This window comes from Paenibacillus sp. PCH8 (assembly GCF_002968835.1).
Taxonomy (GTDB): Bacteria; Bacillota; Bacilli; order Paenibacillales; family Paenibacillaceae; genus Paenibacillus.
The window spans coordinates 40150-66624 of sequence record NZ_PKQK01000008.1 but is presented as its reverse complement, the minus strand read 5'-3'; the positions used below and the strand labels follow the sequence as shown (position 1 = coordinate 66624).

Genomic DNA, 26475 nt, shown 5'->3' with positions numbered 1-26475 from the left:
GTCAAAGGCCACACGTAAGGGATCAGCAAGGCCACATTAACGGGAGTAGGGTAGTGAACGATTAGCAAATGTTGGGGATAAAGCAACCCAATACTCCTCTTTGTGTGGCACTTTAAGCTAAAAAAATCGCTTCATAAGGTAATTTATTCAGCTTTGTTACATACTTCACTCCTTTTGGTGTGGCAGTTTGTTTCTATAAAGATGATAACCGCAATGTAGTTGCCTTAGCATAAGAGATAAAGCATGATGTGTGGATATTTTCTAAATTAACTCCTTTATATGTGGCCTTAGGAGAGATGTATTGCAAAAGGCCACATATAAAGGAGTATCATCGCGAGTTATCCACAATTTTAACGAAAACAACTCCCTTTAGTGTGGCCTTTTTTCAAAATCGGTGTTGTTTGGGTCTTTTCTTCAAGGACAAACTCCTTTTTATGTGGCATTTCAAATATAATCCCCCTCTTATATGAGTACAGAAAGGCCACAAGAAAAGGAGTGGCTAATACATTGATACTACCATACAATCTAATTATCAAAGATATAGTGAGGATAATAACATGGGTGAGGATAACCAGTTAGAATTTGAATTTGAACTTGATACGATCTCAGACCACTACATTGTCTCCGAGTCCAATGCATTAATTGAGGCACGGACAAATTTAACTTTACATGAAGAACGATTGATATATATTTTAGCTTCACGGATTCATCCGGAAGATACGAGTTTCAAGACACATCACTTCCGAGTGAAGGATATTGCTGAGAAGCTGGGCTTAACTGAGAAAAACTTCTATAAACGGGTTCGGGAGATCATCGATAGTCTCCAGGACAAGAAAGTAGTAATAGAGGAACGAAGTATGAACTCCACCTTATCGGCACACTGGCTTGCTGCTGCACGATATTATCATGGTAAGGGTATGATTGAGCTGGAGTTTTCTGAGATGCTGCGGCCTTATTTACTGCAACTCCATCAGAACTTCACTAAATTCAAGTTATGGAATGTACTCTATTTGAAGAGTTTCTACTCCTCCAAATTGTACAAGCTACTTAAACAGTACCTGCCTCTGCAAAAGCGTAAATTCACCATGGAACAGTTGCGGGACAAACTTGAGCTGGAAGAAGGGAAGTATGTAAAGTATAGCCATCTCAAAAACCGGATACTTCTTTCATCTCAGGTGGAACTCGAAGCCAAAACAGATATAAAATTTACTTTTGAAGAGATTAAGAGTGGTGCAAAGGTGATAGGAATCATATTCCATATCTTCCCTAACCATAAAGGAGAACGGGCTAGCCTTAATGATGATGAATACATTGATAAGGAAGATACGCTTGAGCTTTTAGCCCGGTTTGAAATTAAAAAGAAACTCGCTAAAGAATTACTTTCTAAACATGGCGAAGAACACATACGGGCAAACATCAAATATGTGTACGAAAAAAAGCGTAACATGGAAGTGAGTAATATATCGGGATACATCATTAGGGCTATTGAAGAAAATTATGCTGATGCCCTAAGAGTGTTTGATCCGGAAGATGATGATGACATACAAACCTCCATCCGAATGTTAAATGACCGCATTGGAAGATATATTGTTTTCCACGATCAGTGTATTAAAGAAGGAATGGAAACGGAGCAAGATGGAATTCGCGGAATGCTTACGAAGATAATGCAAGAGATAAACAAGGCTTCAGAGCAACGGCTACTTCATAATAAGAGACCGCTGGTAATCGAAGATTTTTACCACCACCGGGCTAAAGAGGCTTTTACTTTTCTAGCTGTTCAAAACAATTCCCAGCTACAATTGGAACTTAGCTAGACTATGCAGGAAAGAATCCAAAGGACGTAAAAAGAACAGAGAAGGAAACTTCAAACTGTTCTTTTTTTCATATCGCAAAAGAACTAATGTTCGCATAAAATAATACAAATGTTATTATATGGAGGTTCTGAGTATGCCGATGAAATATTTAGGATGGCTGGTCGAGATCATATATGAGGACCAAAGCGGGAAGATCACGAAACGCAGGATTCAAATTAAGAACATCCGATCCGGGCTGATTAAGGCACATGATTTGCTCTCGGGCGGGCCGAGAACGTTTCGTGAGTCTGGGTTATTGGCATTTTTTCCAATCATGATGATAGAAGGGGAGGCAAGACAAAGGTTTTTAAAGATATAACAATTGGAGTAAAGACCATTTAAATTGTAATGCAATTTTCGATATATATTAATTAATTAATATATTATAATATAATTATAGGATTACCTAAACTTCTTTAAATGATGAATTTACACATTGTCTTTGGTTTGGGGAAGGAGGAATAAACTTCGATGAAATCGAGTGATATAAAAGGTGCGGCAAATTCAGCAGATAAAATATTTAACTCGCCCAGATTGCTGAGTTCAAAAGCTAAGAGTAGAAGAATCTCATTTACTAAAGGTGACGAAGAAGCATTCGAGATCCTGTGGGGAATATTTAATGATGAAATTGAAGCATCAGGAGAAGATTGGATGTCGGCAGAAGACCTTGGAAAAATAAGCAAGTTGTATCAGAAAGTCAAGCGGCGTACTTCATAAGCGATGGATACATTGAAAGGATGAAAATTATGATATCACGTGTAAGCATCTGTAAGAAATGTGGTTGCACAGATACCCAGGCTTGTATTACAAATGATGGTCTCTGTTTTTGGGTAGATAACAACCGAGATTTATGCAGTGCATGTGTTGGTAGCTGTAATGGTAATAAGGAAAAAGAATAATTCACAGGATATTAATTATAGATTAAACCTGGTTGAGTGGTGGTGATAGTGAAAATCTGAACAATAACGTTAACAGGCTATATTTCAGTTATTCTACAGTAGGATTACCCATTTTGTAGCTAACAGTGGGGTATTTTGCTTGTAAGGATTATGGGGTGTAGGAACAAGTGGGAATCGGAGGCTCTTAATAAACAGTAAAACATTCTGTAGAGGACACATCAGATATTAGCAATTGTCGCCGTTGGTCATTGCCAGTTTTCAGATTAGGTACTTCATTAATACTACAGAAAAAGGGTGAACTTATGAATGGAGAAATGAATGATGTTTCAGTGATGCTTCAGCATATTCGAAACGAAAAAATTAACATAGAGCTATCCCAAAAGGAAGGGTTCTCATTTAATCCTAACAAAAAATCCATTAACATGCCTTATTCAGTGGATCTAGGCAAACCTGAAAGTGTACATATTCTGGCACATGAATTTGGACATTACTTACAGCGAAATAGATATAGTAGTTTAACCTATCCAGCTAGTGTCATGAGGGGAATGGCTAATAAAGGGCACCTTGTTCCCTCTTGCTATATTTTTTTAGAGGAAATTGATGCTTGGGTGCGGGGTTTTGCTTTATGCAAAAGGATAGGCGTATCTACTAAAGGATATTTAGGAAGTGTTCTAAAACCTTTGGGATCTTATCTAAAACCAATATACAGAAATGTGTTTATAACCATCAAAAAAGTTATTTCGTTATATTTGATTTCTTTTACAATCACTAAGATTTTGAAAATCAGTTCGGAGAAGGACATCCCACCGAATCTACCAACTTTTTTAAAAGATGATATGCTACTTTTCTGGAGTGAGATCCAAAATTATACGTTGGATGCTCATTTCACTTTAGCGATTTTTAATGTTCTTATAATCATCTATTTTTTTGGTCGCATATTGCGGTTCCTCAAATCATTAATGGAAGTTTAGATGGACTGTGAGCAGCGAGTGTATATAAAACCCTGACACATATACAGAAGGTAAGGAACAAAAGCAACTTTAAAGAAAAGAGTGATTTAGTGAGTTTGGATATTCGATTGACAGTTGAAAATGAAGCTAATGTTGTTGATAAGAATATTACTCACAATCTTACGAGAATGTGGAAGGAAGCAGGCGTGTACGAAGTGCTATATAAATCAGATGGGAAGGTTTCTAATGAGGTACTGCCCACGCTTAAACATGGATTAAAGCAATTGCTTACGGAACGTGAACGTTTTAAGCAGGATAATCGTTCCAATGGAGCCCGGCATTACAAAATTGCTATCCTATGGCTGGCCGTTCTTGTTGAAGAACTTATCAAGTATCCTGATGGGACAATCCGAATAGATCGATAAAGAGATCAAAATATTATCAGATGAAGCATATTAGGTACACTTTTCAATCTTTAACAACCGACATCTCATTGGGTATTAATGGCCATAGTTTTTTAGGGTACTCGGTATTAAAATGAACATGTTGCGTGTTTTAATCTTACGTGTTTACACGCATCATTTTTTCTTTGATGTGTCCCTTCGGCTATATGACAGCGAGGTTCCTGTTACGACATCTGAGTCACTATATGTTTACGTACGTTCGTTGCTGCACCTTGGGACGTTCATTTCAGATTCACTCGCACTAGTACCTTGTCTCTTCATACGGGGACCATTTGCGCGGATTTAGTTTCCCTTAAGGTAGATAATCTGTATCATGAACCAAGTTACATTATTTTCCAGATTGGTTTTCCTTTGTGACCCGGTTTTCGCGATCCAGCCGCGCCCCCATTCTATCGAAAATTGTTACTTTGTTCGTATATAGAAACAGAATTTCTGTTCTGCTATAGATACGTACTTAGCAAAAGAATAGATACGGATATAGTAACTAATTTTGCTGTTTTGTTTCTGAGTACGAATCTAGATACAGAGAATAGCTGGGTTTTAAAGGAGAGGGGAGATACGGAGATAGAGGGGAATGATGCAAAGGCGGAATCAACTTACGTGTTAACACGTAAGTTGTAATCACGTAAGTTTGTGTTATACTTGAGTTACCCAGTTCTTCAAACAACTTTATAAGGGGTGTACATATTGAAAATTGAACCGGTTTCTAACCTTGCACGTCTTGCCCAGTGGAACTTTGAGTCAGCATCAGTTGCATTAATCGTAGAACATATTGAAGAACATAAGAACATCCTCCTTACCGGGCCAGTTGGCAGCGGAAAGACATCTCTGCTGAAGGATTTGATATCACTGACTAATCCGGAACTTCATTTTGGTTACATTTATCGAAATGGAGCTAATACAACATATAATGAGAGACACATCCATCCTTGGGATGTTCATCGGGTTGCCGGAGCAATTAATGTAGATTTCGATCAAGCAGCGAGTGATGAATTAAAAATAGGTAGCATCCAAGCTCCAGACTTTTTTGTAGTAGATGATGTAGGTGCAGAATTCGAATTGATCACGGAGATGCTTACTTCTATGCGTTGCACAGGTACCCTAGCAACAAATCATGTGATCTACAGAGATACCTTCGGTCCAAGCTTTTTTAGAAGACAAAAGTACTATGATATGGTCATTAAATTGGAGAAGTATCATCAGGGTGGTGCAGTGTATACTGCCAAGCATCCCCAGTTACGTTAATGCTCATAACTCAAACCGGAAGGAGACCTGAATGTGTCTCTCAAACTCAGAACATATCTTGAATTTTTAGAACGGAATCCAGGTAAGGCTGAACTCACTGAGTACATGACTGGTCTGACAGATTCGAACCAAATTGAATTTAAGAACCTGTTCTTGTTTAGCTACTACGGCATGGAACAACTGGCCAAGACAGAAAAACTTCATAAGATCATTGACTTTTACATCACAACCTCTACCATCGTTGCAACCATTGGATCTTTAGTTTGTACTGCAGTTCTAAATAATTTGTTTTTTGAATTTGGTTCAGCTGGTTTTATAGCGATTTTTGCTTTGCTAAATCTAGTTAGCTTAATGTTTGTTTTGCACTACCAAAAAAAGCCCATTTATGTGGCTCAGAACACGATCTGGCAGATTACCATCAAACAGTATTTACACTGGCTTGCACGAGATTCTGAAGACTTTACTACCATTCTTAAAGAATTCACTGACCAGTTTCCTGAAAAGAAATCAGATAAGTTCATGAAGTTGATCTTCAAAAAACTCGTTCAATAAAACAAAGGAGGCAAACCTGCATGCGCAAAGATACAACCAAAATTGATAAACAGTCATCCTTAGGGCATGTGGTCAAAGTACAGCAAGTTATCGACTTTTTAGTTCTGGCCGAGTTACAATCCGGACGGCGATTCGGTAAAGAACTCGATCAAGTCATTACCAAAACACTGAAGGGAGTAGGAGTCAACGACTCCTACCTTACCCAAAGGCTTAAGAAGCTTGCTGAAAAAGGCCATGCTCATAGTTATTGGGAAAGCGAGAACCGTTATTACCGCTATTACGAAATCACCGAGTCTGGTATTGAATATTTCAAACAGCTTCAGCGAGATCTTCCAGACCGGGTCTCATTGGCATTACGCGTTTATAAGGCGTTTGAGTCCACATTGAAAAAATATGAGTGAAGGGACGAATACCATTGGAAAGAGATTACAAAGAAATAGTAGCCGAGCTGAAACGTACTTTTGCCAATGGTACAGTTCAGTTTCGCAGTGATAACAATAGACCATATATACCGAACCAGGTGTACACCGATCGGGTGGAGTCAGCAACTGAAAGCCGGTGGAACTTAGAAATCAAAGAACTCGAAATCAACGTACCCCATCGATATGTAAAATCCATTGTCAAGATTGAAATTGATGTATATTCTCGTGACGGTTACGGCTTTGCTGTGATTCCAGGTGATCCTGCTACTGAACCAAAGAATATCACTACAGCTGTTGACCAAGCTGTGAACGAGGCCTATCTTACCGCATTGGATTCGTATCAAATGGGTTGGCGCGATCTGGCTCCATACAAAAAGAATGATTGGGCAGGTAATCCTGCTCTGCAGCATCTTTTGGAACATATGAATCCTGGCAAGGAAGCCAAAATCGCGCATTCCAAAGAAGCAATTCATCGGACATGCCTGGTATGTAATAAAGTGCTCACTGCAGATGAATGGGAACTACTGAGTCAGGTCCCTAACTTAAACCGCGAGAAAATGACCTATTGCTTTGAACATATACCAGACCACCTGAAGCGTAAGATTAATAAGGATACTTTGAGAAAATTTGAAGCATAAACAGCAACAATTCCAGTGGAAAGGATTACTTTCCGCTTCTAATTTGTTAATATATTAGTATATTAATATATATGATAGGATGATGCAAAATGGACGATTTCATTCAACGCGCATTTGGGGCAGATGGGCATCTGTCTAAAATGATAAATGGTTATACGCCCAGGGCTCCGCAAATCATGATCTCTACGAAAGTAGGACATGCGCTTGAGAAAAGTGAACATTTGCTTTGTGAAGCAGGAACGGGAACCGGTAAATCATTGGGTTATTTAACACCCGCTGCACGCTGGGCCATTCAAAACAAAAAAACAGTCATCGTTTGTACCCACACCATTCCCCTCATGACACAAATCGTTAATGTTGAACTCCCCGAGTAGCAAGCATCTTAGAAATGGAAGACATGAAACTCAAGTATCAATTGGTAAAAGGTAAGGATCACTACCTCTGTCATACAAAGGTAGAAAAGCTGTGGCAAGAAAAACTTTTAAGTGCGGATGAGGATGCAAAAGTCATCCAAAAAATACATTCCCGTATGAGCCGAGATGGGATTGGAGAACGTACCGAGCTTGGGTTTGATGTCGAGGACAAACTTTGGCGGCAAATTAGTGCATCCAGGTGTCCTGCCACGTCCAAACCAGACAATTGCATGCTTGAAGTACTCAAAGGACAGATGCAAAAAGCCCATGTCATCGTAACCAATTTCGCATATTTCTTTAATGATCTGAAAATGAGAAAGAAAACCGGCGGAAATGGCTCTTTACCGCCCTATGATGCAGTCATTTTTGATGAAGCTCATGAAATTGAGGATGTATGCTGCAAAGTTTTCGAGAAAGAAGTCAGTGTAGAACACTTCGAAAACTTATTTGAAAATCTATATAAACGCAACTCAGTAAATTCACTCGGATTGGATCAACAGATGGAACTGAATGAGCTGCGGCAAACTTTTCAAAAGCAGATTGATGATGTGTACCAAGAAGTACGCGATCACATGAAGAACGAGGATGGTAAACAGATCGCATTTAAACTGATGAACCAGGGCATTGAGGTATCGGAAGTCGTTAGCACACTCGGTGCTTTTATCGAGAAGGTTAAATCTTATCGCTTAAAAGGCGTTTCAGACGTATTAGAGCGCATGTTTGAATCGAACGATGACTTAGACTTCATTAGCTCAAATGAAAGGAAATCATGGGCATACTGGGCCACGATTGAGAGCAGAGGCCAGCTTATACTCCATGCAGCTCCTCTCTATCCAAAAGCTGTCTTGTCTAAAGGTTTATTCGATAAAGTGACTGTTGTTCTTGCCAGTGCCACGATGTCTACGATCACATCCAACGGTAAAACATTCGCATTCTACGCTGGTCGTGTTGGGGCTAAAGGTTATGACTACAGTAGCATTATCGTTGACAGCCCTTTCGACTATAAGAATAAAACGATGATTATCTGTCCGGACGACGCACCAGATGCGAACAGCTCTAACTACAACACGTACCTCGGTGAAAAGTTAGAAGAGATCCTGATGTATACCGGTGGCCGCATGCTTGTTTTGTTCACAAGTTTTGAAACCATGAACCAAGTCGCGAAATCCATAGAAAGTTTCTGTGTCGAGAGTGGGTTGAATCTGTTGATTCAGTATCCTGGTTGCGATCGAGAGTTCATTATTAAGCAGCTGAAGACGGAACCTCGGACAGTGGTGCTAGGATGTTCTAGCTTTTGGACAGGCGTAGACGTACCAGGAGATGCTTTGACGACCGTTGTCATTGTAAAGCTACCTTTTCCTATGCCCAATGAACCTTTAATCCAAGCACAGCTTGCTGTGATAGAAAAGGCAGAGCGTAGCAGTTTCTTCGATTATATGTTTCCCAAGATGATGGTCAAACTGCAACAAGGATTCGGACGTTTGAATCGATCCATGCAGTGCCAAGGGGCTGTCATCATCCTGGATAATCGTATGTACACCAAAAGGTACGGAAAGATGATAATTAAGACTTTGCCAACATGCAAGTATTCGCGTAACGTGTCCGATTTGGTACATATTCTACCTTGTTAAGGGGGCAACTCAAATGATGGGACGATCCCATTTTGTCATTAGCACAGGATTAACAATGTCCGCGCTAGCTATCTTCAATCAGCCTATTACTATTCCGGCAATACTCATAACGGGGATAAGTGCTCTATTACCGGATATTGACGAACCCAACTCTTTAATAGTCTCAAGAACACTACCAAAGGGGCTCATACGTCTTCTACAGCTCTTACTCATTGCAACCGGTGCAGTCGTCTTCTTTTCCGGTGTCATGCCTTGGCCGTGGAATATAGGAATAGCGATCGCAGTTGGACTGTTCTCCTTTCTCCCCCTACGCACACTCCGGAACATATGCATGGTGGGGATCGGTACAAGTTTGATTGTAGTTGGCCAAGGTATTGCCCCTTGGAATTACATTATTGGTGCTTTACTTGTGGTTTGTGTCTTTCTTCCACACCGGGGACTCACCCACACCATCTATGGACTTGGCATCTGGGCAGCCATCTTATATTTTGCTTCACATGAAGTAAGCAGTGCTATATGGATTGGGGGCAGCTTATCCTACGCTTTACATCTGTTAGCAGATTCCCTCACGAACCGGGGGATACGCCCACTTCCACCATTTAAGTTCCGTTTAAAGTTTAACCTCATGAGTACCGGTTCACGCTGGGGAGGGGTTGTGGAAGGAGCATGTATCGGTCTTACAGTGATCATTCTAGTTATTACATTTTACACCGGGAGATTCCAAATTTATTTGTAAAGGATTCACCCCAAATATCTCCTGTTTTGCAGCCGGAGGCGTTGTTCTCAAACCCTATGAAGAAGCATTAAAACCCTGTATAGCATCTTCTTACTCTGGTTACTTGCGTCAGCTGTACCATTATCAAAATTTATGAGGTGAAGAAATGTGGTTTTGGAAAAAGAAGCGCAGAAAAGCTATGTCGGAAAAGGCACCTATTATCGAAGCACTCAAAACTCCTAAGCCTCCCCCTCCCCGTAAAATGGTCACAGATTGTTGGTGCAGTGACAAACAGCAAGAGTGGACTTTTGATCAGTCATTAGGCTGTTGGTACGTGGAACGGGAATGTGAACGGTGCGAGTATTACTGGGAAGGGCCGGTGTACCTCTACGATGATCCTAATAAACTGGGAAACACGTTGGAATAGGGGCTCATGAATTAGACCTGATGCAAAATTAACTCTAGATCCAAAAAACAGCAAAGACCATGGGGAAGCAACTGTAACTTACAATGAGTCAATAATTTATAGAGGAGTAACGCTCATATGGGACAACAAGTATACCTATCGACAAAAGAAGCAAGTTGGATCATCAGTTTATTAGACTATCATGACGCACCTGTCAGTAATGATGACAAGTTAGTTTTAACGAAAATTCGAGAGAAAGCCAATTCAGTAGCAGTGAAAGCCAATAGAGTCAGACGTGGTCCAAGAGACTATAACGGGCTTTCCGGATTTCTCGCACCAGATGGTGTATTTCATGAGTGTGCTTATCAGGAGCATAAAGACCTGGCTGTGAGACTTGTGGAGCACTACAAAGTAGAGCTTTTTGAAGGTGACACTAACAAGGTACCAAATTTCATAAAGTTTGGATGCCTACCATGGGTGGACAAACAGGGGAATTCTGGATGTCATGTGCTCGGTCAGAATAAACCAACAAATGAACAAGTGACATGGCTACTTACTAAACTGGATCGAATGACAGACGTACAGCGGCGACTCATTCTTGGAGAATTGCATCACTGGGACATTGATGTATCTGACAGGTTAACCGCAAACAAATTGTAATTTAGTACGACTTAATCACAACAATAAAAATTCCAGGAAGAGGGTTTTGAAGATGAGTGTGAATTTAGATAACCAGAGTTATAAAGTATTCGACTTAATCGATGATGGGCAGCTACTCTGGACGGCAGGCGATCAATTACTGTTCAACTATCCAGAGCGGGCTGAAGACACGAGTACTGCAATTACAATATGTCCAAGTAGCGGTATTGAGAATATGCTAGTTCGTCCAAATAGCGGATTAGAGAAAATACTCCTAACCTTGGAACAAGTCATTGTTGAGAATAAGAAATTAACTGAGAATGCATCAAACTGTTCCCAAGTTTCAATTCATGGACATGCGGATCTGACCAATGCAGAAATGGATAGGGACAAAGCTATTCAAGAACTGAGAGATTATAAATCTAAACGAGGTGAAAATCTATGCGAAATGCTTGACGCACAAGCAGAAGCTAATCGACTCAGATTGGAACTTGAAGAAGCAAAGAAAGCTCTTTTACGAAAATCAACGATAGAGCTGGAACGGACGCTTCTGGAGATCTGGTTAGCGGCAGGTATTGAGGAAATCTACAAATACAAAAATAATATAAAGGCCTACCGGCGAGAAGGACTTACAAGATTTGACCTTATTAATGACCTTACATATCAGTTATTCCCTGAAGTTGAAGATACCGCTAATCATCCCGATGCTGCTGCAGAAGACTTCAAGATGAGGGTAGATGAACTCTTGGCCGCGAGAGAATTAATTCCTTCAATGAAAACACAGTCACTATAACAGGAAGGTGTGGTGGAGAATGAAAGAGACTGAACTGTTCTTGCCAGTGAAATCCTGGCTTGAATATGGAGGTAATTCTGTTTTCTCAGAGGTTCAGCCTAAGAGGGGAACACTCCGCAGGGCCGACTTGCTTGGGCTACATGGTCCAGTTGATACGGTAGTTGAACTTAAAACATCACTTTCTCTCGTCTTACTGGACCAGTGTGTAGGTTGGAGGGAGCACGCCAACCTTGTTTACGCTGCTGTCCCTGCTCCGGTAAGATACGTGCACGGTCAGCTCATAAGTAACTTTGTGCCAGAGCTTGCGCTTGAGATTATGAAAATGTATGGGATAGGTCTTTTATATGTGTCAGAGGAAAAGGTACACAACGTCATTAGAGCAAAGCTAAACCGCAAAATAAAGCCAATTCTACGCGAAGCTCTAACGGAGTATCACTTGACCCACTCACCGGATGCAGGAAGCAACAAAGGCGGTCACGTTACCGCATATCGCACTACCATGCTCAGGGTCAGGGAATTTCTTGAACGGATGCATGACCGCTATGATCATGAACGTGCTAACTTAAGATGCCAGGATGGATGGGTGTCACTGCCGGATCTACTGGAGAGGTGCAGTACGCATTATTCATCGCCAAAAAACAGTCTTGCTGCTGCGCTATCAAAATATGAATCGGAATGGTGCGAATGTATGTTAATCAGCGGGAAGAGGCACTACAGACTTAAGCCAGATTTGTTGACAAAACGATCAAAGAGTTAATTGGACCTACGCATCACAGCTCAAACTTTCAAGGTTTAGGAGAGGAAGAATTAACATGAATATAAACGCCATGACGGATAAACAGCTAAACGCAGCGCTTGCCGATTTGACTTCATTTGAAGGTATGGATGAATATGATGAACCCTGCTACACCTATGAATGTTCCGCTTCACTGAAAATTCAAAGTAAGGCCCTTCAAGTAAACGCTGAGAGTTATGTAACAAATTTATCCAACCTGATGGAGGCGAACATATTCTACAGTGTGGAAGGTCATATGGCGCCGGAAGGTATCGCTTGGTTGTTAGATGCAACACCTTTACAGCGAGCTACGGCTGCTTATATGACACTAATGGAAGCATCACATCCTCAAGATTCGGAGAAAGAATTTAAGCCAGTACAGTTGACCAAGAATACATTTGATTTATGGATGGTGTGGGACAACCAGAAAGGCCTAATGTGTGTGGCGGAATACAACAAGGCTTCTGAAGAGTATGAGGGGCAAGTTGAGGCAGTGAAGAACGAGTTTTCTTCTTATGGATCTGAAGGAGAGGGACGCATAGTACTTGCAAGAATTGAAAAGCAATCTTTTGTAAGTACCGAGAACGAGCCCGAGAATTCGCACCATGTGATTGTTTGGAACGAGTATGAGCGGAAGAATTCACCAGATGTTGGGATCAGTCAGCAGCACATGAAGATTGAAGAGAGAACTATGTTCAAATTCCCACGTCAATCAGATCAAGATGGTCGATGGGTTATCAATTTTAAGTATTTTGATGGAATAATGAAGGAACTTCATGAAACAACTGAGCGAATTTTGCTGAAGGTCAAATCGATGACTGCAGGCGGTGAATTGGATGTGGGTGGAGAAAACAATTCTACAACAGAGGGAAAGGACATAACTAAAATTATGCCCTGGATATGCATAAATTGTAACAATAAGTGGGTAGACAGCCTCCTCATCTGCTGGGAAAACTGTCCGGAGTGTGGCGGTGAATCTCAACATGAATCGGTTAGAGAGTTACGAAAAGATGATGAATGGTACACAGAGGACTGATTAGCCGCTATCTTATCAGTATCTGAACACCATTGCCCTGCAATATTTAAATAATATGGAGCCCGTCATTCGTTTGACAGGCTCATCAAGGAGAATAATAAATGAATGATTTAAATTCAGACAAGCCATTTGGTAGCTACGCAGCTCATCAACCAAACTATGAAGATTTCCAGCAACTCGGTAAGCAGGATGACTATATTTTTCAATCGTTAGTGCATCTCGGAAATGCTTCTCATCACGTATCATGGGGATTAACAGTCCTGGAATATACGGATGTACCTGTGGAACTGCAAGAAGAAATACGTCAGCTTCAGCGGGCTATTAGAAACGTACAAGAACAACTCAGAGCACGTAAAGATCCAGGGGATGGCCAAAAACCAGTAAATACGAATTCAGAAATAATCCTCAATGCTCGGCCCTTTATTGTAGTACCTGAGAAATAATTAAATCTTCATCGGTGGTAATTAACATTTGCATTCAGGCATGTATGGTGCAGTTACCAGGTATGACTATGAAGGTCAAACTTAATTGTTGTATATATCAAAGGAGAGTTCGCATGGAATACGCAGTAATTGATCGCGATGGCAGCAAGCACTTGGTGCATGTTTCCGAAATTGAATACCTTCAACGTTCCAATAGTTTGATTGAGATCGCTCCTCACAACAAAGATGAGTTTCACATCGTTTTCGGTTTATATAAACCACAGTCTGGAATTACTTTATCCGGTGAATTAGTAAGTATTCAATCCATTTTCCAACAAATTATCGGAGAGAGATTGGTCTATCTTCAGGGTCCATACTGTATCCAACTACAAATGGTGGACATTCAATTTTATCCTACTTTGCAAAGCGGCGTTCCTTTTGCAGCTTTAGTTGAAGGAAAGATTGAGCTAAATAGAAACACCCTTGCCTCGTTTAAGCACGACGATAATATATCTCTCCAAGATAATATCTTGAAAAGAGAAGGTATTTTCTCACTTGAACGAGTGGTAATAGGACGAAATTTCACTCTTGAAGATTGGAAAGCAGTGGCGGCACTAAATGAACCCTCTCAACATTCGGATCAGTCAGAACGAGATGAGCGACGTATAGATACCAGAGAAAATAGATTACAAGAAGTGTTGCAGAAGAAGAAACTTAACTCACACACCCTATATGCATATATATTGACACACACCTACGGCATTGATGACACCATATGCATAATGAATTCATCTATTGAACCACAGGTCATGGAAATTTTAATTGCTTACATTCAGTTGCAAGCTTCTGACATTGACCCGCATTATGGAATGTCGGAAGACGAGGTTATGGACATAGTTCTCATGTTGTATGACAACCCCGTAGAGATTACTGAATATGATCCAGATATATGTGAAATCGATATTTTTATCAATTGGGAAACATGGTGTGGATATGATAAAGAGATTATGGATATGGAACTTTTCAAACAAGATGAACTTCAATCCGTCCTACGAAATATCGTACTCGCGAATGATACCAAACTCAAGGAGTAATCAGTTCCAACTTCATATATACCAAAGGATTCAACAACTTATGTAGAACATGATGACGGGAGAAATTTTCAAATGTACCTTATCAATAAAATTCCTTTTCTAGCATTTGCTTTGTATTACTTAGTTCTATCTTTATGGGGCATTGCAGGTCTTATTTTATTTCCAGAAAGAACTGAACATTTGATTCTTATATTTGCTGGTTGTGTTGCGTTTTTCAGGATTCTGAAGTTTAAAGAAAGCCTTAATCGACAAAAAGCTTTTCTAGGCTGTTGTGTGCTGGGCTTGATTACTTTATTCATCCTTATTTCTTAATAGTATAGTGTTGCAATCATTGGAGGTCAGATTTTATTACCTATCACTTGAGATAGAAACGGTCTTATAAATACCTGAGTAAACATGTCAAATGATCGTCTATATTTACTTTCTGGGGGGATAGTTGGATGGACAAAGAAGGACTTTGGTTAGTTTACGACAACGAAATGGGTTTAATTTGTATTGGAGATTACGATTTATGTAATGCTGAATACAAAAGGTATGTAATTGAAGCAAAAGACTTTGTCGGAGCATTGGATCAGGGGATATTTATTGATACCACGGTCGAGGGGATTCACCTGGCAAGGGTGGAGAAGAAGTCACATATAGTTGAAATGGACAAGTGGGTGTATGAATGGAAAGAAGAAAATTATGATTCTACTCCCAAATTAGATAATAATAAAGCTGCGGCAGATCACTTGATCTAAAAAATCTTTTTCATTAGTGAGTTTACCTGCTAGCCCAGAGACTCTCCAGAGGAGACTGAATTAATCAGTCTCTTTTTTGTTGACTTATAATCCGAACGCTATTACATTGAAAGTTAATTACTTGATAATCAAGGAGGGCTTCCAGTTTGGACACAATTGGTGATCGAGTTCGCATGCTCCGCAGCAGCAAAAGCTAAGCATGGACGGTTTAGCTAAGGTTATGCGTATACCCATTCGAGAGCAGGGTAGCAATGTCATAACAGAATATAAAAGCACCACGAGCGCCTCAATCTCCAATATAGAGAAAGATCGACATAGACCATCCCTTGATATGGCTATCGCTTTATGTGAGCATTTCAATGTTACTCTGGATTGGCTTATTTTAGGTAAGGGCGAGTCCACTATGCACACTCCCCTGAACCAGAAGTCACTATTGATTTGATAGAATTAAAGGTACTTATACGTTCAACTGTGATTACTGAAGTACATAAACAGCTACAGGAACATAGAGATACCATAAAGGAGCTATATTAATGTGTGGTCACGGTTGGGGTAGCTAGTTAATCTAAGTGTTTTTGTTTTTAGAAGATAGCAACATCTGGAGTCGCTTAAATTTAGCGGCTTTTTTATTCTAGTAGCGAAGGTCCACAATGGCCTAGGAATTCCAAGTTATGAATTATGATATGACAGCAGCCATAAGACGTAATCCCTTGAAAACAGGGATACAGAGCAAACAGTCTCAAAATCAGACCATGTATTCCTAATCTTTTATTCTTTCAACGAATCCAGATGTTGACTGAAACAGTATAGAACTATTTTTGGCCCATCTCAATTTTTAAAAATTCTATAATGTATCTATATATTATAGAAGAGGAGAAGTTATTATGATCAAATTAGTTTTATTTAAGTTATGTAGTGATACTATTAGATTTGCTATTAAAGCAAAGTATGTCTGGGCTTTATGGATCACATTATGTTTATGTAGCTTTATTGTTCTTCTGCGATTTAATGTTAACGCTGCTGCTGATCTAGTGATACTTTCATTCTTATTTTTCGTTGTAAGCGTAGCTGATCGACTTGTCTATAAGAAAATCACCACCTATGTGATAATGAACCGATTTATGAAAACTCTTCACATGAATCTCCCAGAAGGTACAGTAGATCGTCACGAACTTAAATCAATTATTTTAGAACTTATAGAAGCACTCGAAAAGGGATCTCGAAAAACAAAAAAAACGTACCGCATGAAGACTCACCAACGAATCTTAGATCAGCTATTAGATGATAAGTTTCAAGAGATAGTGACAGTAAATTTTGAACAGACCGGCACCGGAATAATTTATGAAAAAGTTGTGATGGTATCATATTCAAGAATATGGAAAAAGAAATACAAGAAAATAAGGACTCTCTTCTTATTAGCTCCGGAAAATAAATTCGAGGTGCAGTTGCAAATCAAAAATAGTATGTTGGTTGATTGAACTTCAATGTTTCTCTCATAATGCAACCGGCTGGCCAAACCATAGGCCATCTTGTTTTGTCGAATTTGGAAGCACAATTTATCCACATAAGAGTTAATTCTCATCAAGCAGACTCCCAATAATTATCTTGGAAGTCTGCTTTTTTGAGACGTAACCCTTACTAAATGGATTATTAAAGGAACTTTAGCCGAATGGCACGTCAGACGCACGTACTTCAATGCTTCCACTTACTGTACCATATAGGCACTTATTCTAACTTTTTTTGGGCTCTGTTACAAAATAATGAATAAAAAGGAAACTATTTTCCTTTTTGGGTGTCTATATATGTGAGGGAAATCCTCAAAACTGGTTATAAGGAGCGTGAATGTTATTGAAATATAAGAAGACTTGGTTAATTGCGGGTACGTTTGGCCTAAGTTTCAGCTTAATGGGCAACGTGTCAGGAGACCAACTCGGGGCAGGAAAAGAAATCCAAATCCAGGCCTAGCAGCATTCAGTTCTATAATACACTCCCAGGTACGTCGGACAACGAGAAAGAAAAAGCCCTCATTGAACATACAGATGGTATCAATCTTGAAGAGGAAATGTTATGACGAAATATTAAAAAATAGGAGGTTTTTTATTATGTTAAAGGCGAAAAAGGTCTTTTTGCCAGTATTAATGATTTTGTCTATTTTCTGTTTAAGTTTATCTCCAAATTTGAGTGTTACAGCACAAGCGGATAACAGCCAAGATTTTGCTGTAGTTATAGGTAATGAAGCCAAGGAATTGATCGATGCAACGCTACATGGAGTAGAAGCAGGTGAAATTGAGAATATCGCCCCTGTCTCTGCTTTTGATTTGGAAAAATCGAGTGTGTACACGGTTGGCGGTGGAGTTACGGTTGTTACAGTTCCTTTGCATGGGGATTACAGCCTTCCTAGTAACGTAACAGTATTCTTCGATGAGGATAATACCGTATTGCAGACAAATGAAATGCTGGTGACCAAGAATGAGGCAGGAAACTTCCGAGTTGAGACGTATTTGAATGGATCAGTTGTTAAATCCGTGGACACTGACAGACCTTATATCACAGATGAAGAAATGCTTGCAGAAGAGCCAGTTAACTCTGGAGTGCAACCAAATAGTGTAGGCGCAGTGGCAGGTTGTCTTGGAGCAGTACTTGGAATTGGTGGTACGGCGGCTTATATTATTGCGGTCGCGTGTGGGGGTTCGTGTGCAGTACCTACACCAGTGACTGCTCCGATATGTGCTGCATGTATTGGTGCATATGCACTTCTTGGTGGTGGTGCTATCGCTGGGGCAGTAGCTTGTTTCAATTACCTGTGAGGTGATTTGATGAACAAGATATTAGCGATCTCGGTTTTGGGGATGGGTTTAACTGGTGCTGTTTTAATCATCTCAGTTGCTCTGTTGTTTAACTCTCCAATAGGCAATGTGTTGAAGATGGTTACCGCTGCTTCAGCAGCATCGTTTATTGTATTTGCTGTCTCGGCTTTGGTATTTCGTCGGCGATTAGATGCTGAAAAAAGAGAGTAATATATTTATACTTCCTCACTTTAGGACGAATGAGTCCCAGTAGCAATCCTAACAAATGTTTCTACTCAAGAAAAAAAGCGTCTCCTCCAGGAGATGTTTTTTTCTGCTTATCTTCAGAAAATAATGAAATATATCTCCTCCAACATGCATTCTCCCCTACAAACACCCATGCCAGAAAATAGAAATTTCATTTCTCCGAGTGGAACATTGCGTAGCCGTTCATTTAAAACGACATAACGCTGGACTGTGTCCTCTGCAGATCCAATTTTCACAAACGGTTTCTCATTAGTTTTGTAATACAAGTCAACTGGTATTGGTGTACCACCGGCCAGCAGCCCTCACCGGCAAGCAGGTTAACTTTACCCTTGCTTTCGGATCTACTCCTGTAAGTGTTTGTTTGTGGACCAGCCGTTTTTGTGACAAGGGTTTGGGAGAGCGGCGGCGAGACGTTTGACGAGCAATGAAGGCAGTGTATTTGCAGCGGTCGATTTTGACATGGCTCACGCCTTTTTAGGTCGCGAAGGGCGACGGTGGACTATGGGGCAACAAGGGAGAATGGCATTCCCATTTTTACTGAAAGAGTCTTTGGAGCGTTTGAATTCCGGTATCGTGATGTACCAGGAGCAATATATAAGTTAGATGCCGGTCCATTTTTCACAGAACCTAATCGTTGGATTGAGCAAGTTATCACGGATACCGCCGTCACCCCAATTGAACCACCCATAGTCTATACCGATGTCCGGAATAAATTGCGTGAGATGGACAAAGCCGGGCAAATCAAGATCGAATGGTGGAGTGGCCAGAAAGATGATCAAGCGATTCTCGACTATTGGCTCAGATCAGCAACTGATTCAAGATATCATAGCTTTGTGATTCAAACTGCACGTGCCTATTTGGAATATACCCGACCACACCTTCGACAAGAATTCGATCAACGATTAAACCGGCTAACGTAATTTGATCAACCAAAAATATTCCCGGAATAGATTATGACATATGACTGTACATAATTCTCATTCATCCCAACAATCTCATATAGATAGACTTATACTCCGCATGCTAAGGTTAGGACGGAGGTTTTTGCTTATGCTAAATAAACCATTAAAACCAATGTTATTACGGCCATTAGTATCTGGTGAGATTAAAAAAGATTGGAAGTCCAGCATTAAGTGGGACGGATTTAGAATATTAATTCATTACGATAATGGTAGTGTACGTGCATATACAAGACATGGAACTGAAGTAACTGAACGCTTTCCGGAGCTTCAAGAAATAAAGTTATCCGTTAAAACGGCCATCCTGGATGGAGAATGCATCGCTTTTGATGTCACTCAGCCTACAGATCAGCCACCGAAGATCTGGTGGGACGATGCAATGACCCGTTTTCACACGAAAAAGTCTACCGCCGTCAAATCAATCTGTAAAACATTAAAAGCTCACTTTCCGATATGGGACGTTTTGTGGGTCGATGGCCAGTCGGTAACGACGATGACATTTGATAAGAGGCGTGAACTTCTTCAGACGGTATTAAACCCATCTGAGACAATATCCATAACACCTTTATATGATGACGGCCTCCAGCTCTTCTTAGGAGTAAAACAACAGGGGTTAGAGGGCATAGTTCAATACAACAGTGATGCACCATATTTTTTAAATGCAAGACCAAAAGATGTAATTACAAAAATAAAGGCATATCAATATGTAACTTGCCAAGTCTCAGCAATTCGAAAAGGAGCATTTGGCTGGGGGCTACAATTGAATGGCAAACATGTAGGGATACTTGAATTCCCACCACATAAAGACATACTGTCTAAGTTTCATTCTCAAGCCAAGAGGCTTGTAAGAAATGAGAATAAGGATTGGATTTATCTTGAGCCAATTGTAAGCTGCCAAGTTCGATTTCAGTGCTTTACCAAAGATGGTAAACTAAGATCACCAATAATAGAGAAACTAGTTGATTTGACTGTAGCATAATGAGGTGCAGAGTCTGGGAGAATAACGATTCCCCACCTGGCCTATAACGAATTTTATAGTGAGGTGTATTCGTATGTGCGGCAGATTTACAATTATTGATCCTATTGATAGCATAATGGAACGATACATGGCTTCAGACACTAAAGGCTTTAACTATCGTCCAAATTATAACGCTGCTCCTATGCAGTTTATCCCTTCAATCATTGCAACCAGTAATGGTAATCGCTTAGGTTCACTCCGATGGGGCCTGGTACCTTCATGGGCTAAAGATGACAAAATCGGATCTAAGATGATAAATGCACGTGCTGAGACGCTAAACGAGAAACCTGCATTTAGGCGGCTGGTCAGTACCAAGAGGTGCATTATTCCCTGTTCGGGTTTTTATGAGTGGAAGAAGGGCGACTCCGGAAAGCAGCCAATGCGAATCTTAATGAGAGATGGCTCTATATTCTCCCTTGCCGGTCTGTATGACACTTGGTTGGATCCGGACGGAAAGAAATTATCAACGTGCACCATTATCACCACGGAGCCCAACAGCCTAATGGCCGAAATCCACAATCGAATGCCGGCCATAATTAGGCCACAGGATGAATCCGAGTGGTTAAATAGAGAAACGGACAATAAGAGTGTTACAAGCCTTCTCAGACCCTTCTCAGCGTCAGAGATGCGGGCGTACAAAGTCGATTCTTCAGTTGGTAATGTGAGAAACAATAATATAGATCTGATACAGGAAGTTTCTTAAGCAAATGTTTCATCAGATTGTGAAAGAACACTTAGTACAGAGCAATAAATTACTACATCTAAAACGTACACCTTTCTAAGGAGTTGACCATGTATGAGGAACCTTACTGAACAGACCATGGAACTTTCAAGTGAACTGGCATTAGCATTAAACCAAGAAGGATACGAAACGATCAATGACATCAATGATATTACAATTTTTCTCAAAAAGACTTGCCCTAAGCACCTCACCTTGGTCAGTTATGAGGAAGACTCCTTAGAGTTGCTTATTGATGCTGATAATGGTCGGCTAGTATACGAAAATAATTATTGGCGTGCAGAAATGAGTATTGTGCCGGGGGTTCTTGAACAGGCGGTAGAAGAATATGAGGCAGCAGGTGGAGACGGATACAACGATCCGTTTGAAACGGAGGATTCATCGGAAGCCACTAGCGACCAAGATGAAGAATATCACAAAGAAAGTGATCCTTCAATTGATTATGACCCTAACGAAGAAGATCCAGAAGCGCGCTGGGATAAAATTCTGCGTGACCGATTGAAAGCAAGTGAGCGGACAGAATAATGGTTACTTACATGCAGATTCGTGTCCCGCAAGCCAGAAGAAGATGATTATCAAATAGTATTGTATAAAAATCTGTCTAATAGGTCATAATGTCCCTAGAATGAAATGATATATGAGCGAAGGTATGAATGCTGCAGCACTGAAATATGAGATAAACTCCCGATGATAAATTTTTTATCTGAGATGTATAATTAATCAAATAATGTGTTAGAATAATACCATCTAAAAGTACAACAATCGTAGCCAAAGTAAAGAGTGCGTATACATGATCTAATAAAAAAGCGCCGATCTCAGGAAGACGAGATTCGGCGAATTTGGGTATACAGACATTTAGTCAAAATACGGCTTTTGTGCACATGTCTAAACATAAAAAAACGATATTATCGTCAGGTCTCTATATCCTGCGCTAAATATCGTGATTCAGTACCTTATTCCATAGGTACTTTAATTGCTTGCTAAGATAATATCATAACAAAAGTAACAAGTCAAAAACCTATCTATGCCCATACATCATTCTGTTTTTGTCTTTGGCTCGGGATAAGAACTTGTACCGATAAAAAAATCCACTTAAATAGCGACTCTCAAACAGTTATCGGTATTTGTAATTATGTTACCCAACAGTATCGTTTCTCATACATACTTTAAATTTATTATTGATTTCTTTTAATTCGACGTTCTCTAAGCAAAATGATTCCCAATGCAAGGCCTGTTACAAAAATTGAATAAATCAAAGAATTAATTAAATTTGGATGAGTAATGATCGAAAAACCCAATACAAAATTAAAAACAAGAAAAAAACTGATGAAAAAAATGTTATTTTTAAGAATCATCGAAATTCCCCCAATCTACTTCATATTGATTTATCCTAATTTTAACATTAAAATCGGACAAACACATTATTTCCTCTAATTTCGTGTAAACTTATATTCGAATAAATGACCACTAATTGAATTTTTTCCACCATGCAAAACAGCACTTGCTGCGACTAACTCAAAGTCTTCATTTACAAGTCCTGCCTCCTCTGCGAGATCCGCAGACTTTTTGAAAAGTAAACGGTTGGGTTACACTGTCTGATAACTTGCTTGAATACTCAATCATGTGTGCCGATTATGTTGAGCAGTTCAGACGCAATTTGATATTGGTTCTTAAAATGTTCAAGTCTACTAATTATCGCTTTAGGTGGATTTGTTTGAGACTTAAAGTTGCTTTCAAGTATTCCATTAAACACTTCTATTCCTTCAACACAATATCTAAGATAGTATAGAAAGCCATTTTCAGTGTTAAACTTCTCAAATGCAAGTTCATGATTACTATAGCTCATAATACATACTTCTGACGGTATGGCGAAAAATGGAACTGAATGACTTAAAGTTAGATTAAGTTTATCACCAGTATGCCTGACGTATTTAATTAAATAATCCAAGTTTTTCAGAACATAGTTATTACTAATCCTTCCAAGAAAAGTTGTGACCACATGTGTTTCCTCGTCATAGGGTTTATAAAAGAAGATTATATCATCATCAATTACCCCGACAAGTTCCTCGAATTCATCATTGATTGTGACCCGGCCTGTTTCGAAAATATAACTGTACAGTGAGTTGAGATAGTGAATATCGTATGTTGGTCCAACTCTTTCCTTCCACCTCATGATCCCATGATCGCTGATTTCAAATTTAGTAATTTTTTTCTTTTGTTGTTTGTGTATAGCCAGGCGATGTGATGGTAATGTTCTTGAAATTGAATAGAGTATAGAATCACGGTCAAATATATACTTGTTATCATATTTTTTTAAAATTATTCCTCCCACACCGGACTACCTCCTTAGAAGATTTAGATATTCTTACCGAATCAACCGAACACAATCATCTAACCAAAATACGTTAATTAATTAATATATTTATATATTATCATTCTGAATCATTAAAACAACCCCTGCCGTTCAAAGTAAGCATGAAATCTAATAATCGAAACTTGCATATCAGGGTTTCTTCTTACCTACACAAAAAATCCTAATACTACCTTTGACTTTTGCTCCAAGTCGGACTTTCTCGACACGAAGAAGCCTCCGATCCAAGTCGGAGGCTTCTTCGTGTTTTAATGTTAGTTTGCGAATGCGCTCGTAGGGCCTTTTTTCTTAACTTGAATACTCGGACGCGTTCATTGTGCCTCTTTTGACCCCAATGTAATAGATGACTTCTTCCGTTCTCAGGTTCACATCCAGGATAGCATCTCCATAAGTACCTGTGGACGAAATAGAGAATCGCCCCGACGAATCGGTCTGCACTGAAATTTTATCTAGTATCTCCCCGCTTCGCCCATTATTCTGGTGTTGATTGATTTGGATCTCCAGCTTCTTGTTCGCCTGTTCCGCGAATTGTCCCTCCACCTGCAGCGTACCTTCCTCACGGAATTCAGCAATTAACATCTTATTGCCAAGCACCGGTTTCTTATATACTTCAGGAAAAGGACGTTCAGGTAGCTTCTTCTCAGACGTAATCGTTTTAGGTGCGCCGACCAAATACTTCATGCGGGACTGCAATTGCATCAAGATCACCGCTGCCTGTGCCCGAGTAACGATATCGTTGGAACCGAACGTCCAGACTTGGTTACCTTTGGTTCCGCGCATATAATCACGAGCCAGCACGTATTTCTCCGCATTCGGAAAATCGAAGTTTACGCCGTCTGCTGACGCGATCAGTCCAGCCACTCGATTGCGGTTAATTGGCTTGTCCAGAAAGTCGCTTTTTCCCGGACGTGCACTGAACAACAACAGGTTGCGGGCTTTCGCCACGTTATAGGCGCCTTCCGCCAAGTGCATCTTCTTTTTGGAAGCGTACGATTCGTCATCGACTTTGTAGGTGCGCAGCAGCATGATAAGAAACTGTGCTTCGCTCACGGGATCTTCTGGGTGGAATTTGCCCTTTGCATCCGCTCCGGCGACGCCCGAACGAAGCGCCCACTCGATCGCTACTTGATCAGAGCGTCCAGCGATATCTTTCACCTTGGCCGGATTAGTTGCTGGATAGATCTTACTCTTGAGACGTTCGAAAACTCGTACCGGCACCGTGCCACGTACTGCCCCGGAGCTGAACGTCACCTTGTAAGTGCCAGGCTTAACCCCTTCGAGCATTCCGTCTGCGGAAACTTTCAAACCGGCAGAGGAACTGCTGGAGTAGGCAATCGGCGTTTTCGGGGTTCCATATGTGCCATCGCCGTAAGAGGCAACGATCTCGATCGGCAGCTTGCTTCCCTGATTCAGCATAAATTCATCATATTGGGCGGATAAGCCATGAATCGTGCGTCCTTTGTCAGTCGTGAACGACCAGGTCTTGCTGCGAAGTTCCGACTCTTTATACAGCGTATAATCGAGCTTCACCGTATAGACGCTGTACCCGTCTAGCACATCCTTGGGAAACAAGAATACCGTATCGCCTTGCAGTTCGCTGTAGTACGGAACTTCTTGCCCTTGCGAGTCCACGATGCTCGCTTCGAACGAGTCGATGCCGAGGCCTGCCGTAGCCGAGATGATGCCACCTGAGTGTTCAACACCGAAGCGGTCAAGCGGATTTGGAATCTCCAATCCATAGAATCCAATGTTGGCTCCTTTCATGCCGTCATACGGATACACATTGGCTTCCGGGTCTTTCTTCTGGATTTTCACGTAAGCCGGGTTCATGACCGCAGTACCACCTTGCAACCCGATGCCGACCGATGTATACTGGCCGTCCAATATAATCTTGCGATGATAAGCGGTGCTTAGCCAAGAATCAATCGCTTCCCTTGTCGTTTCTTTTTCAAAAGACATGACTTCAGCGACCGAAATGTTTGGCCATCCGGCTGCTTTGCCCCGGTCTCCGGGCGTCGCTCCTGTAAACCCTGCCGTACCCGGCTCCTCCCGATGGGCCGTCACTCCTTCGAAGTGGGTGGTATTGTAATAAGCCGCGTGCGCCTGCGACGCCTGCGTCAATCTTGCATCCAGTTCTAACGGGCCTACGCCTACCTTCGCCCGAATATCATTCAGATAAGCCAATCCGTCGAGTTGATCCTGCGTAATCCCTCCTTGTGAGGACATTGTAGCCGATGCCGCCGAGGCGCTTTCTGCCGGATAAACTGGTACGATGACCGTTAGGGCCAAGACCGCGGCGAACAGACAGGAGGCCCACCTGCGCCCCGATCTCCGACTGAATCCCCGATTTGGCCAGTTATTCTTGCTGTGTTTGCTTACGTCCATTGTGTTTCTCCCCTCATCTTCCCTTTTTTACGAATCTTGCTGACTTGCGACTGTAAAGCTTTCGCCCATTTCTCCTGAATTTTCTACCTTAGCAAAAAAGCTTCAGGCGCAGTTAGTGGGGCTATGCAGCATGTTGAGGTTTTAACTACATCATCTTTATTTTAGATATTCATCTAATCGGAAATCGGACATGTTCGTGTCCTTGGTTCAGGACAGGAACTTGTACCGATAAAATAACAAAGCCGCAAAATTAGCGACTTCAA

At 40.7% G+C, this 26475-nt stretch carries 28 protein-coding genes; 26 read left to right on the top strand and 2 right to left on the bottom strand.

Annotation, left to right across the window (positions count from 1 at the left end):
• Window positions 1–557: 557 nt before the first annotated feature.
• The 26 genes from C0Q44_RS28185 to C0Q44_RS28045 all read left to right on the top strand — a co-directional run bounded on the left by C0Q44_RS28185 (window position 558) and on the right by C0Q44_RS28045 (window position 21981).
• Window positions 558–1814 carry a replication initiation protein gene (locus C0Q44_RS28185; RefSeq protein ID WP_105410460.1) on the top strand — a complete coding sequence of 419 codons (1257 nt, stop codon included), beginning with the start codon at window positions 558–560 and terminating at the stop codon, window positions 1812–1814.
• Between the two features lie 510 nt (window positions 1815–2324).
• Entirely contained in the window at window positions 2325–2570 is a 246-nt protein-coding gene (locus C0Q44_RS28175) for a hypothetical protein (protein WP_105410458.1), read from the top strand.
• A gap of 484 nt (window positions 2571–3054) precedes the next feature.
• On the top strand, window positions 3055–3723 hold the full coding sequence (locus C0Q44_RS28170) for a hypothetical protein (protein WP_105410457.1): 669 nt from the start codon (window positions 3055–3057) through the stop codon (window positions 3721–3723).
• 89 nt (window positions 3724–3812) lie between these two features.
• Window positions 3813–4127, top strand: a complete 315-nt coding sequence (locus C0Q44_RS28165; protein ID WP_105410456.1) for a hypothetical protein — start codon at window positions 3813–3815, stop codon at window positions 4125–4127.
• Between the two features lie 726 nt (window positions 4128–4853).
• Window positions 4854–5411: a hypothetical protein gene (locus C0Q44_RS28160; RefSeq protein ID WP_105410455.1), complete on the top strand. Its 558-nt coding sequence runs from the start codon at window positions 4854–4856 to the stop codon at window positions 5409–5411.
• 33 nt (window positions 5412–5444) lie between these two features.
• The gene (locus tag C0Q44_RS28155) at window positions 5445–5963 is read left to right on the top strand and encodes a hypothetical protein (protein ID WP_105410454.1); all 519 of its coding nucleotides are present in this window, start codon (window positions 5445–5447) and stop codon (window positions 5961–5963) included.
• A gap of 20 nt (window positions 5964–5983) precedes the next feature.
• Window positions 5984–6364 carry a PadR family transcriptional regulator gene (locus tag C0Q44_RS28150; protein WP_024634259.1) on the top strand — a complete coding sequence of 127 codons (381 nt, stop codon included), beginning with the start codon at window positions 5984–5986 and terminating at the stop codon, window positions 6362–6364.
• A 14-nt stretch (window positions 6365–6378) separates the two neighbouring features.
• Window positions 6379–7023, top strand: coding sequence for a hypothetical protein (locus C0Q44_RS28145; protein WP_105410453.1), 645 nt, complete (start codon window positions 6379–6381; stop codon window positions 7021–7023).
• Between the two features lie 89 nt (window positions 7024–7112).
• Entirely contained in the window at window positions 7113–7397 is a 285-nt protein-coding gene (locus C0Q44_RS28140; protein WP_105410452.1) for a DEAD/DEAH box helicase, read from the top strand.
• A gap of 14 nt (window positions 7398–7411) precedes the next feature.
• Window positions 7412–9067, top strand: coding sequence for an ATP-dependent DNA helicase (locus tag C0Q44_RS28135; protein ID WP_105410451.1), 1656 nt, complete (start codon window positions 7412–7414; stop codon window positions 9065–9067).
• Between the two features lie 13 nt (window positions 9068–9080).
• Window positions 9081–9803, top strand: coding sequence for a metal-dependent hydrolase (locus C0Q44_RS28130; RefSeq protein WP_105410450.1), 723 nt, complete (start codon window positions 9081–9083; stop codon window positions 9801–9803).
• A gap of 523 nt (window positions 9804–10326) precedes the next feature.
• The gene (locus tag C0Q44_RS28120) at window positions 10327–10848 is read left to right on the top strand and encodes a hypothetical protein (RefSeq protein WP_258166597.1); all 522 of its coding nucleotides are present in this window, start codon (window positions 10327–10329) and stop codon (window positions 10846–10848) included.
• 52 nt (window positions 10849–10900) lie between these two features.
• A complete protein-coding gene (locus C0Q44_RS31340) occupies window positions 10901–11620 on the top strand; it encodes a hypothetical protein (RefSeq protein ID WP_258166596.1) in 720 nt (239 codons plus the stop codon).
• A gap of 19 nt (window positions 11621–11639) precedes the next feature.
• Window positions 11640–12377 carry a hypothetical protein gene (locus tag C0Q44_RS28110; protein WP_105410448.1) on the top strand — a complete coding sequence of 246 codons (738 nt, stop codon included), beginning with the start codon at window positions 11640–11642 and terminating at the stop codon, window positions 12375–12377.
• A gap of 55 nt (window positions 12378–12432) precedes the next feature.
• A complete protein-coding gene (locus C0Q44_RS28105; RefSeq protein ID WP_105410447.1) occupies window positions 12433–13431 on the top strand; it encodes a hypothetical protein in 999 nt (332 codons plus the stop codon).
• Window positions 13432–13532: 101 nt separating this feature from the next.
• A complete protein-coding gene (locus C0Q44_RS28100) occupies window positions 13533–13874 on the top strand; it encodes a hypothetical protein (protein ID WP_105410446.1) in 342 nt (113 codons plus the stop codon).
• A 113-nt stretch (window positions 13875–13987) separates the two neighbouring features.
• On the top strand, window positions 13988–14947 hold the full coding sequence (locus C0Q44_RS28095; protein ID WP_105410445.1) for a hypothetical protein: 960 nt from the start codon (window positions 13988–13990) through the stop codon (window positions 14945–14947).
• 440 nt (window positions 14948–15387) lie between these two features.
• Window positions 15388–15687, top strand: a complete 300-nt coding sequence (locus C0Q44_RS28085; RefSeq protein WP_105410443.1) for a hypothetical protein — start codon at window positions 15388–15390, stop codon at window positions 15685–15687.
• Window positions 15688–15886: 199 nt separating this feature from the next.
• Entirely contained in the window at window positions 15887–16129 is a 243-nt protein-coding gene (locus tag C0Q44_RS31955) for a helix-turn-helix domain-containing protein (protein ID WP_105410442.1), read from the top strand.
• A 442-nt stretch (window positions 16130–16571) separates the two neighbouring features.
• On the top strand, window positions 16572–17165 hold the full coding sequence (locus tag C0Q44_RS28075; protein ID WP_105410441.1) for a hypothetical protein: 594 nt from the start codon (window positions 16572–16574) through the stop codon (window positions 17163–17165).
• 624 nt (window positions 17166–17789) lie between these two features.
• Window positions 17790–18494, top strand: a complete 705-nt coding sequence (locus C0Q44_RS30540) for a hypothetical protein (protein ID WP_219845190.1) — start codon at window positions 17790–17792, stop codon at window positions 18492–18494.
• 9 nt (window positions 18495–18503) lie between these two features.
• Window positions 18504–18704, top strand: a complete 201-nt coding sequence (locus C0Q44_RS28065; protein ID WP_105408717.1) for a hypothetical protein — start codon at window positions 18504–18506, stop codon at window positions 18702–18704.
• A 530-nt stretch (window positions 18705–19234) separates the two neighbouring features.
• Window positions 19235–19660: a hypothetical protein gene (locus C0Q44_RS28060; protein WP_105410440.1), complete on the top strand. Its 426-nt coding sequence runs from the start codon at window positions 19235–19237 to the stop codon at window positions 19658–19660.
• A 130-nt stretch (window positions 19661–19790) separates the two neighbouring features.
• Window positions 19791–20678, top strand: a complete 888-nt coding sequence (locus C0Q44_RS28055) for an ATP-dependent DNA ligase (RefSeq protein WP_105410439.1) — start codon at window positions 19791–19793, stop codon at window positions 20676–20678.
• Window positions 20679–20751: 73 nt separating this feature from the next.
• Window positions 20752–21420, top strand: coding sequence for an SOS response-associated peptidase (locus C0Q44_RS28050; RefSeq protein WP_105410438.1), 669 nt, complete (start codon window positions 20752–20754; stop codon window positions 21418–21420).
• Window positions 21421–21537: 117 nt separating this feature from the next.
• Window positions 21538–21981, top strand: coding sequence for a hypothetical protein (locus tag C0Q44_RS28045; protein WP_181151209.1), 444 nt, complete (start codon window positions 21538–21540; stop codon window positions 21979–21981).
• Between the two features lie 1090 nt (window positions 21982–23071).
• Here the strand turns inward: C0Q44_RS28045 and C0Q44_RS28035 are convergent.
• Window positions 23072–23788 carry a hypothetical protein gene (locus C0Q44_RS28035; protein WP_105410435.1) on the bottom strand — a complete coding sequence of 239 codons (717 nt, stop codon included), beginning with the start codon at window positions 23786–23788 and terminating at the stop codon, window positions 23072–23074.
• A gap of 327 nt (window positions 23789–24115) precedes the next feature.
• Window positions 24116–26212 carry a CAP and S-layer homology domain-containing protein gene (locus tag C0Q44_RS28030; RefSeq protein ID WP_105410434.1) on the bottom strand — a complete coding sequence of 699 codons (2097 nt, stop codon included), beginning with the start codon at window positions 26210–26212 and terminating at the stop codon, window positions 24116–24118.
• Window positions 26213–26475: the final 263 nt, after the last annotated feature.

Excerpts from the sequence above, each read along its gene's own strand:
- C0Q44_RS28185 (WP_105410460.1), top strand. The coding sequence starts at position 558 with ATGGGTGAGGATAACCAGTTAGAATTTGAATTTGAACTTGATACGATC.
- C0Q44_RS28175 (WP_105410458.1), top strand. The coding sequence starts at position 2,325 with ATGAAATCGAGTGATATAAAAGGTGCGGCAAATTCAGCAGATAAAATA.
- C0Q44_RS28170 (WP_105410457.1), top strand. The coding sequence starts at position 3,055 with ATGAATGGAGAAATGAATGATGTTTCAGTGATGCTTCAGCATATTCGA.
- C0Q44_RS28150 (WP_024634259.1), top strand. The coding sequence starts at position 5,984 with ATGCGCAAAGATACAACCAAAATTGATAAACAGTCATCCTTAGGGCAT.
- C0Q44_RS28140 (WP_105410452.1), top strand. The coding sequence starts at position 7,113 with ATGGACGATTTCATTCAACGCGCATTTGGGGCAGATGGGCATCTGTCT.
- C0Q44_RS28135 (WP_105410451.1), top strand. The coding sequence starts at position 7,412 with ATGGAAGACATGAAACTCAAGTATCAATTGGTAAAAGGTAAGGATCAC.
- C0Q44_RS28130 (WP_105410450.1), top strand. The coding sequence starts at position 9,081 with ATGATGGGACGATCCCATTTTGTCATTAGCACAGGATTAACAATGTCC.
- C0Q44_RS28120 (WP_258166597.1), top strand. The coding sequence starts at position 10,327 with ATGGGACAACAAGTATACCTATCGACAAAAGAAGCAAGTTGGATCATC.
- C0Q44_RS31340 (WP_258166596.1), top strand. The coding sequence starts at position 10,901 with ATGAGTGTGAATTTAGATAACCAGAGTTATAAAGTATTCGACTTAATC.
- C0Q44_RS28110 (WP_105410448.1), top strand. The coding sequence starts at position 11,640 with ATGAAAGAGACTGAACTGTTCTTGCCAGTGAAATCCTGGCTTGAATAT.
- C0Q44_RS28105 (WP_105410447.1), top strand. The coding sequence starts at position 12,433 with ATGAATATAAACGCCATGACGGATAAACAGCTAAACGCAGCGCTTGCC.
- C0Q44_RS28100 (WP_105410446.1), top strand. The coding sequence starts at position 13,533 with ATGAATGATTTAAATTCAGACAAGCCATTTGGTAGCTACGCAGCTCAT.
- C0Q44_RS28095 (WP_105410445.1), top strand. The coding sequence starts at position 13,988 with ATGGAATACGCAGTAATTGATCGCGATGGCAGCAAGCACTTGGTGCAT.
- C0Q44_RS28085 (WP_105410443.1), top strand. The coding sequence starts at position 15,388 with ATGGACAAAGAAGGACTTTGGTTAGTTTACGACAACGAAATGGGTTTA.
- C0Q44_RS31955 (WP_105410442.1), top strand. The coding sequence starts at position 15,887 with ATGGACGGTTTAGCTAAGGTTATGCGTATACCCATTCGAGAGCAGGGT.
- C0Q44_RS28075 (WP_105410441.1), top strand. The coding sequence starts at position 16,572 with ATGATCAAATTAGTTTTATTTAAGTTATGTAGTGATACTATTAGATTT.
- C0Q44_RS30540 (WP_219845190.1), top strand. The coding sequence starts at position 17,790 with ATGTTAAAGGCGAAAAAGGTCTTTTTGCCAGTATTAATGATTTTGTCT.
- C0Q44_RS28065 (WP_105408717.1), top strand. The coding sequence starts at position 18,504 with ATGAACAAGATATTAGCGATCTCGGTTTTGGGGATGGGTTTAACTGGT.
- C0Q44_RS28055 (WP_105410439.1), top strand. The coding sequence starts at position 19,791 with ATGCTAAATAAACCATTAAAACCAATGTTATTACGGCCATTAGTATCT.
- C0Q44_RS28050 (WP_105410438.1), top strand. The coding sequence starts at position 20,752 with ATGTGCGGCAGATTTACAATTATTGATCCTATTGATAGCATAATGGAA.
- C0Q44_RS28045 (WP_181151209.1), top strand. The coding sequence starts at position 21,538 with ATGGAACTTTCAAGTGAACTGGCATTAGCATTAAACCAAGAAGGATAC.
- C0Q44_RS28030 (WP_105410434.1), bottom strand. The coding sequence starts at position 26,212 with ATGGACGTAAGCAAACACAGCAAGAATAACTGGCCAAATCGGGGATTC.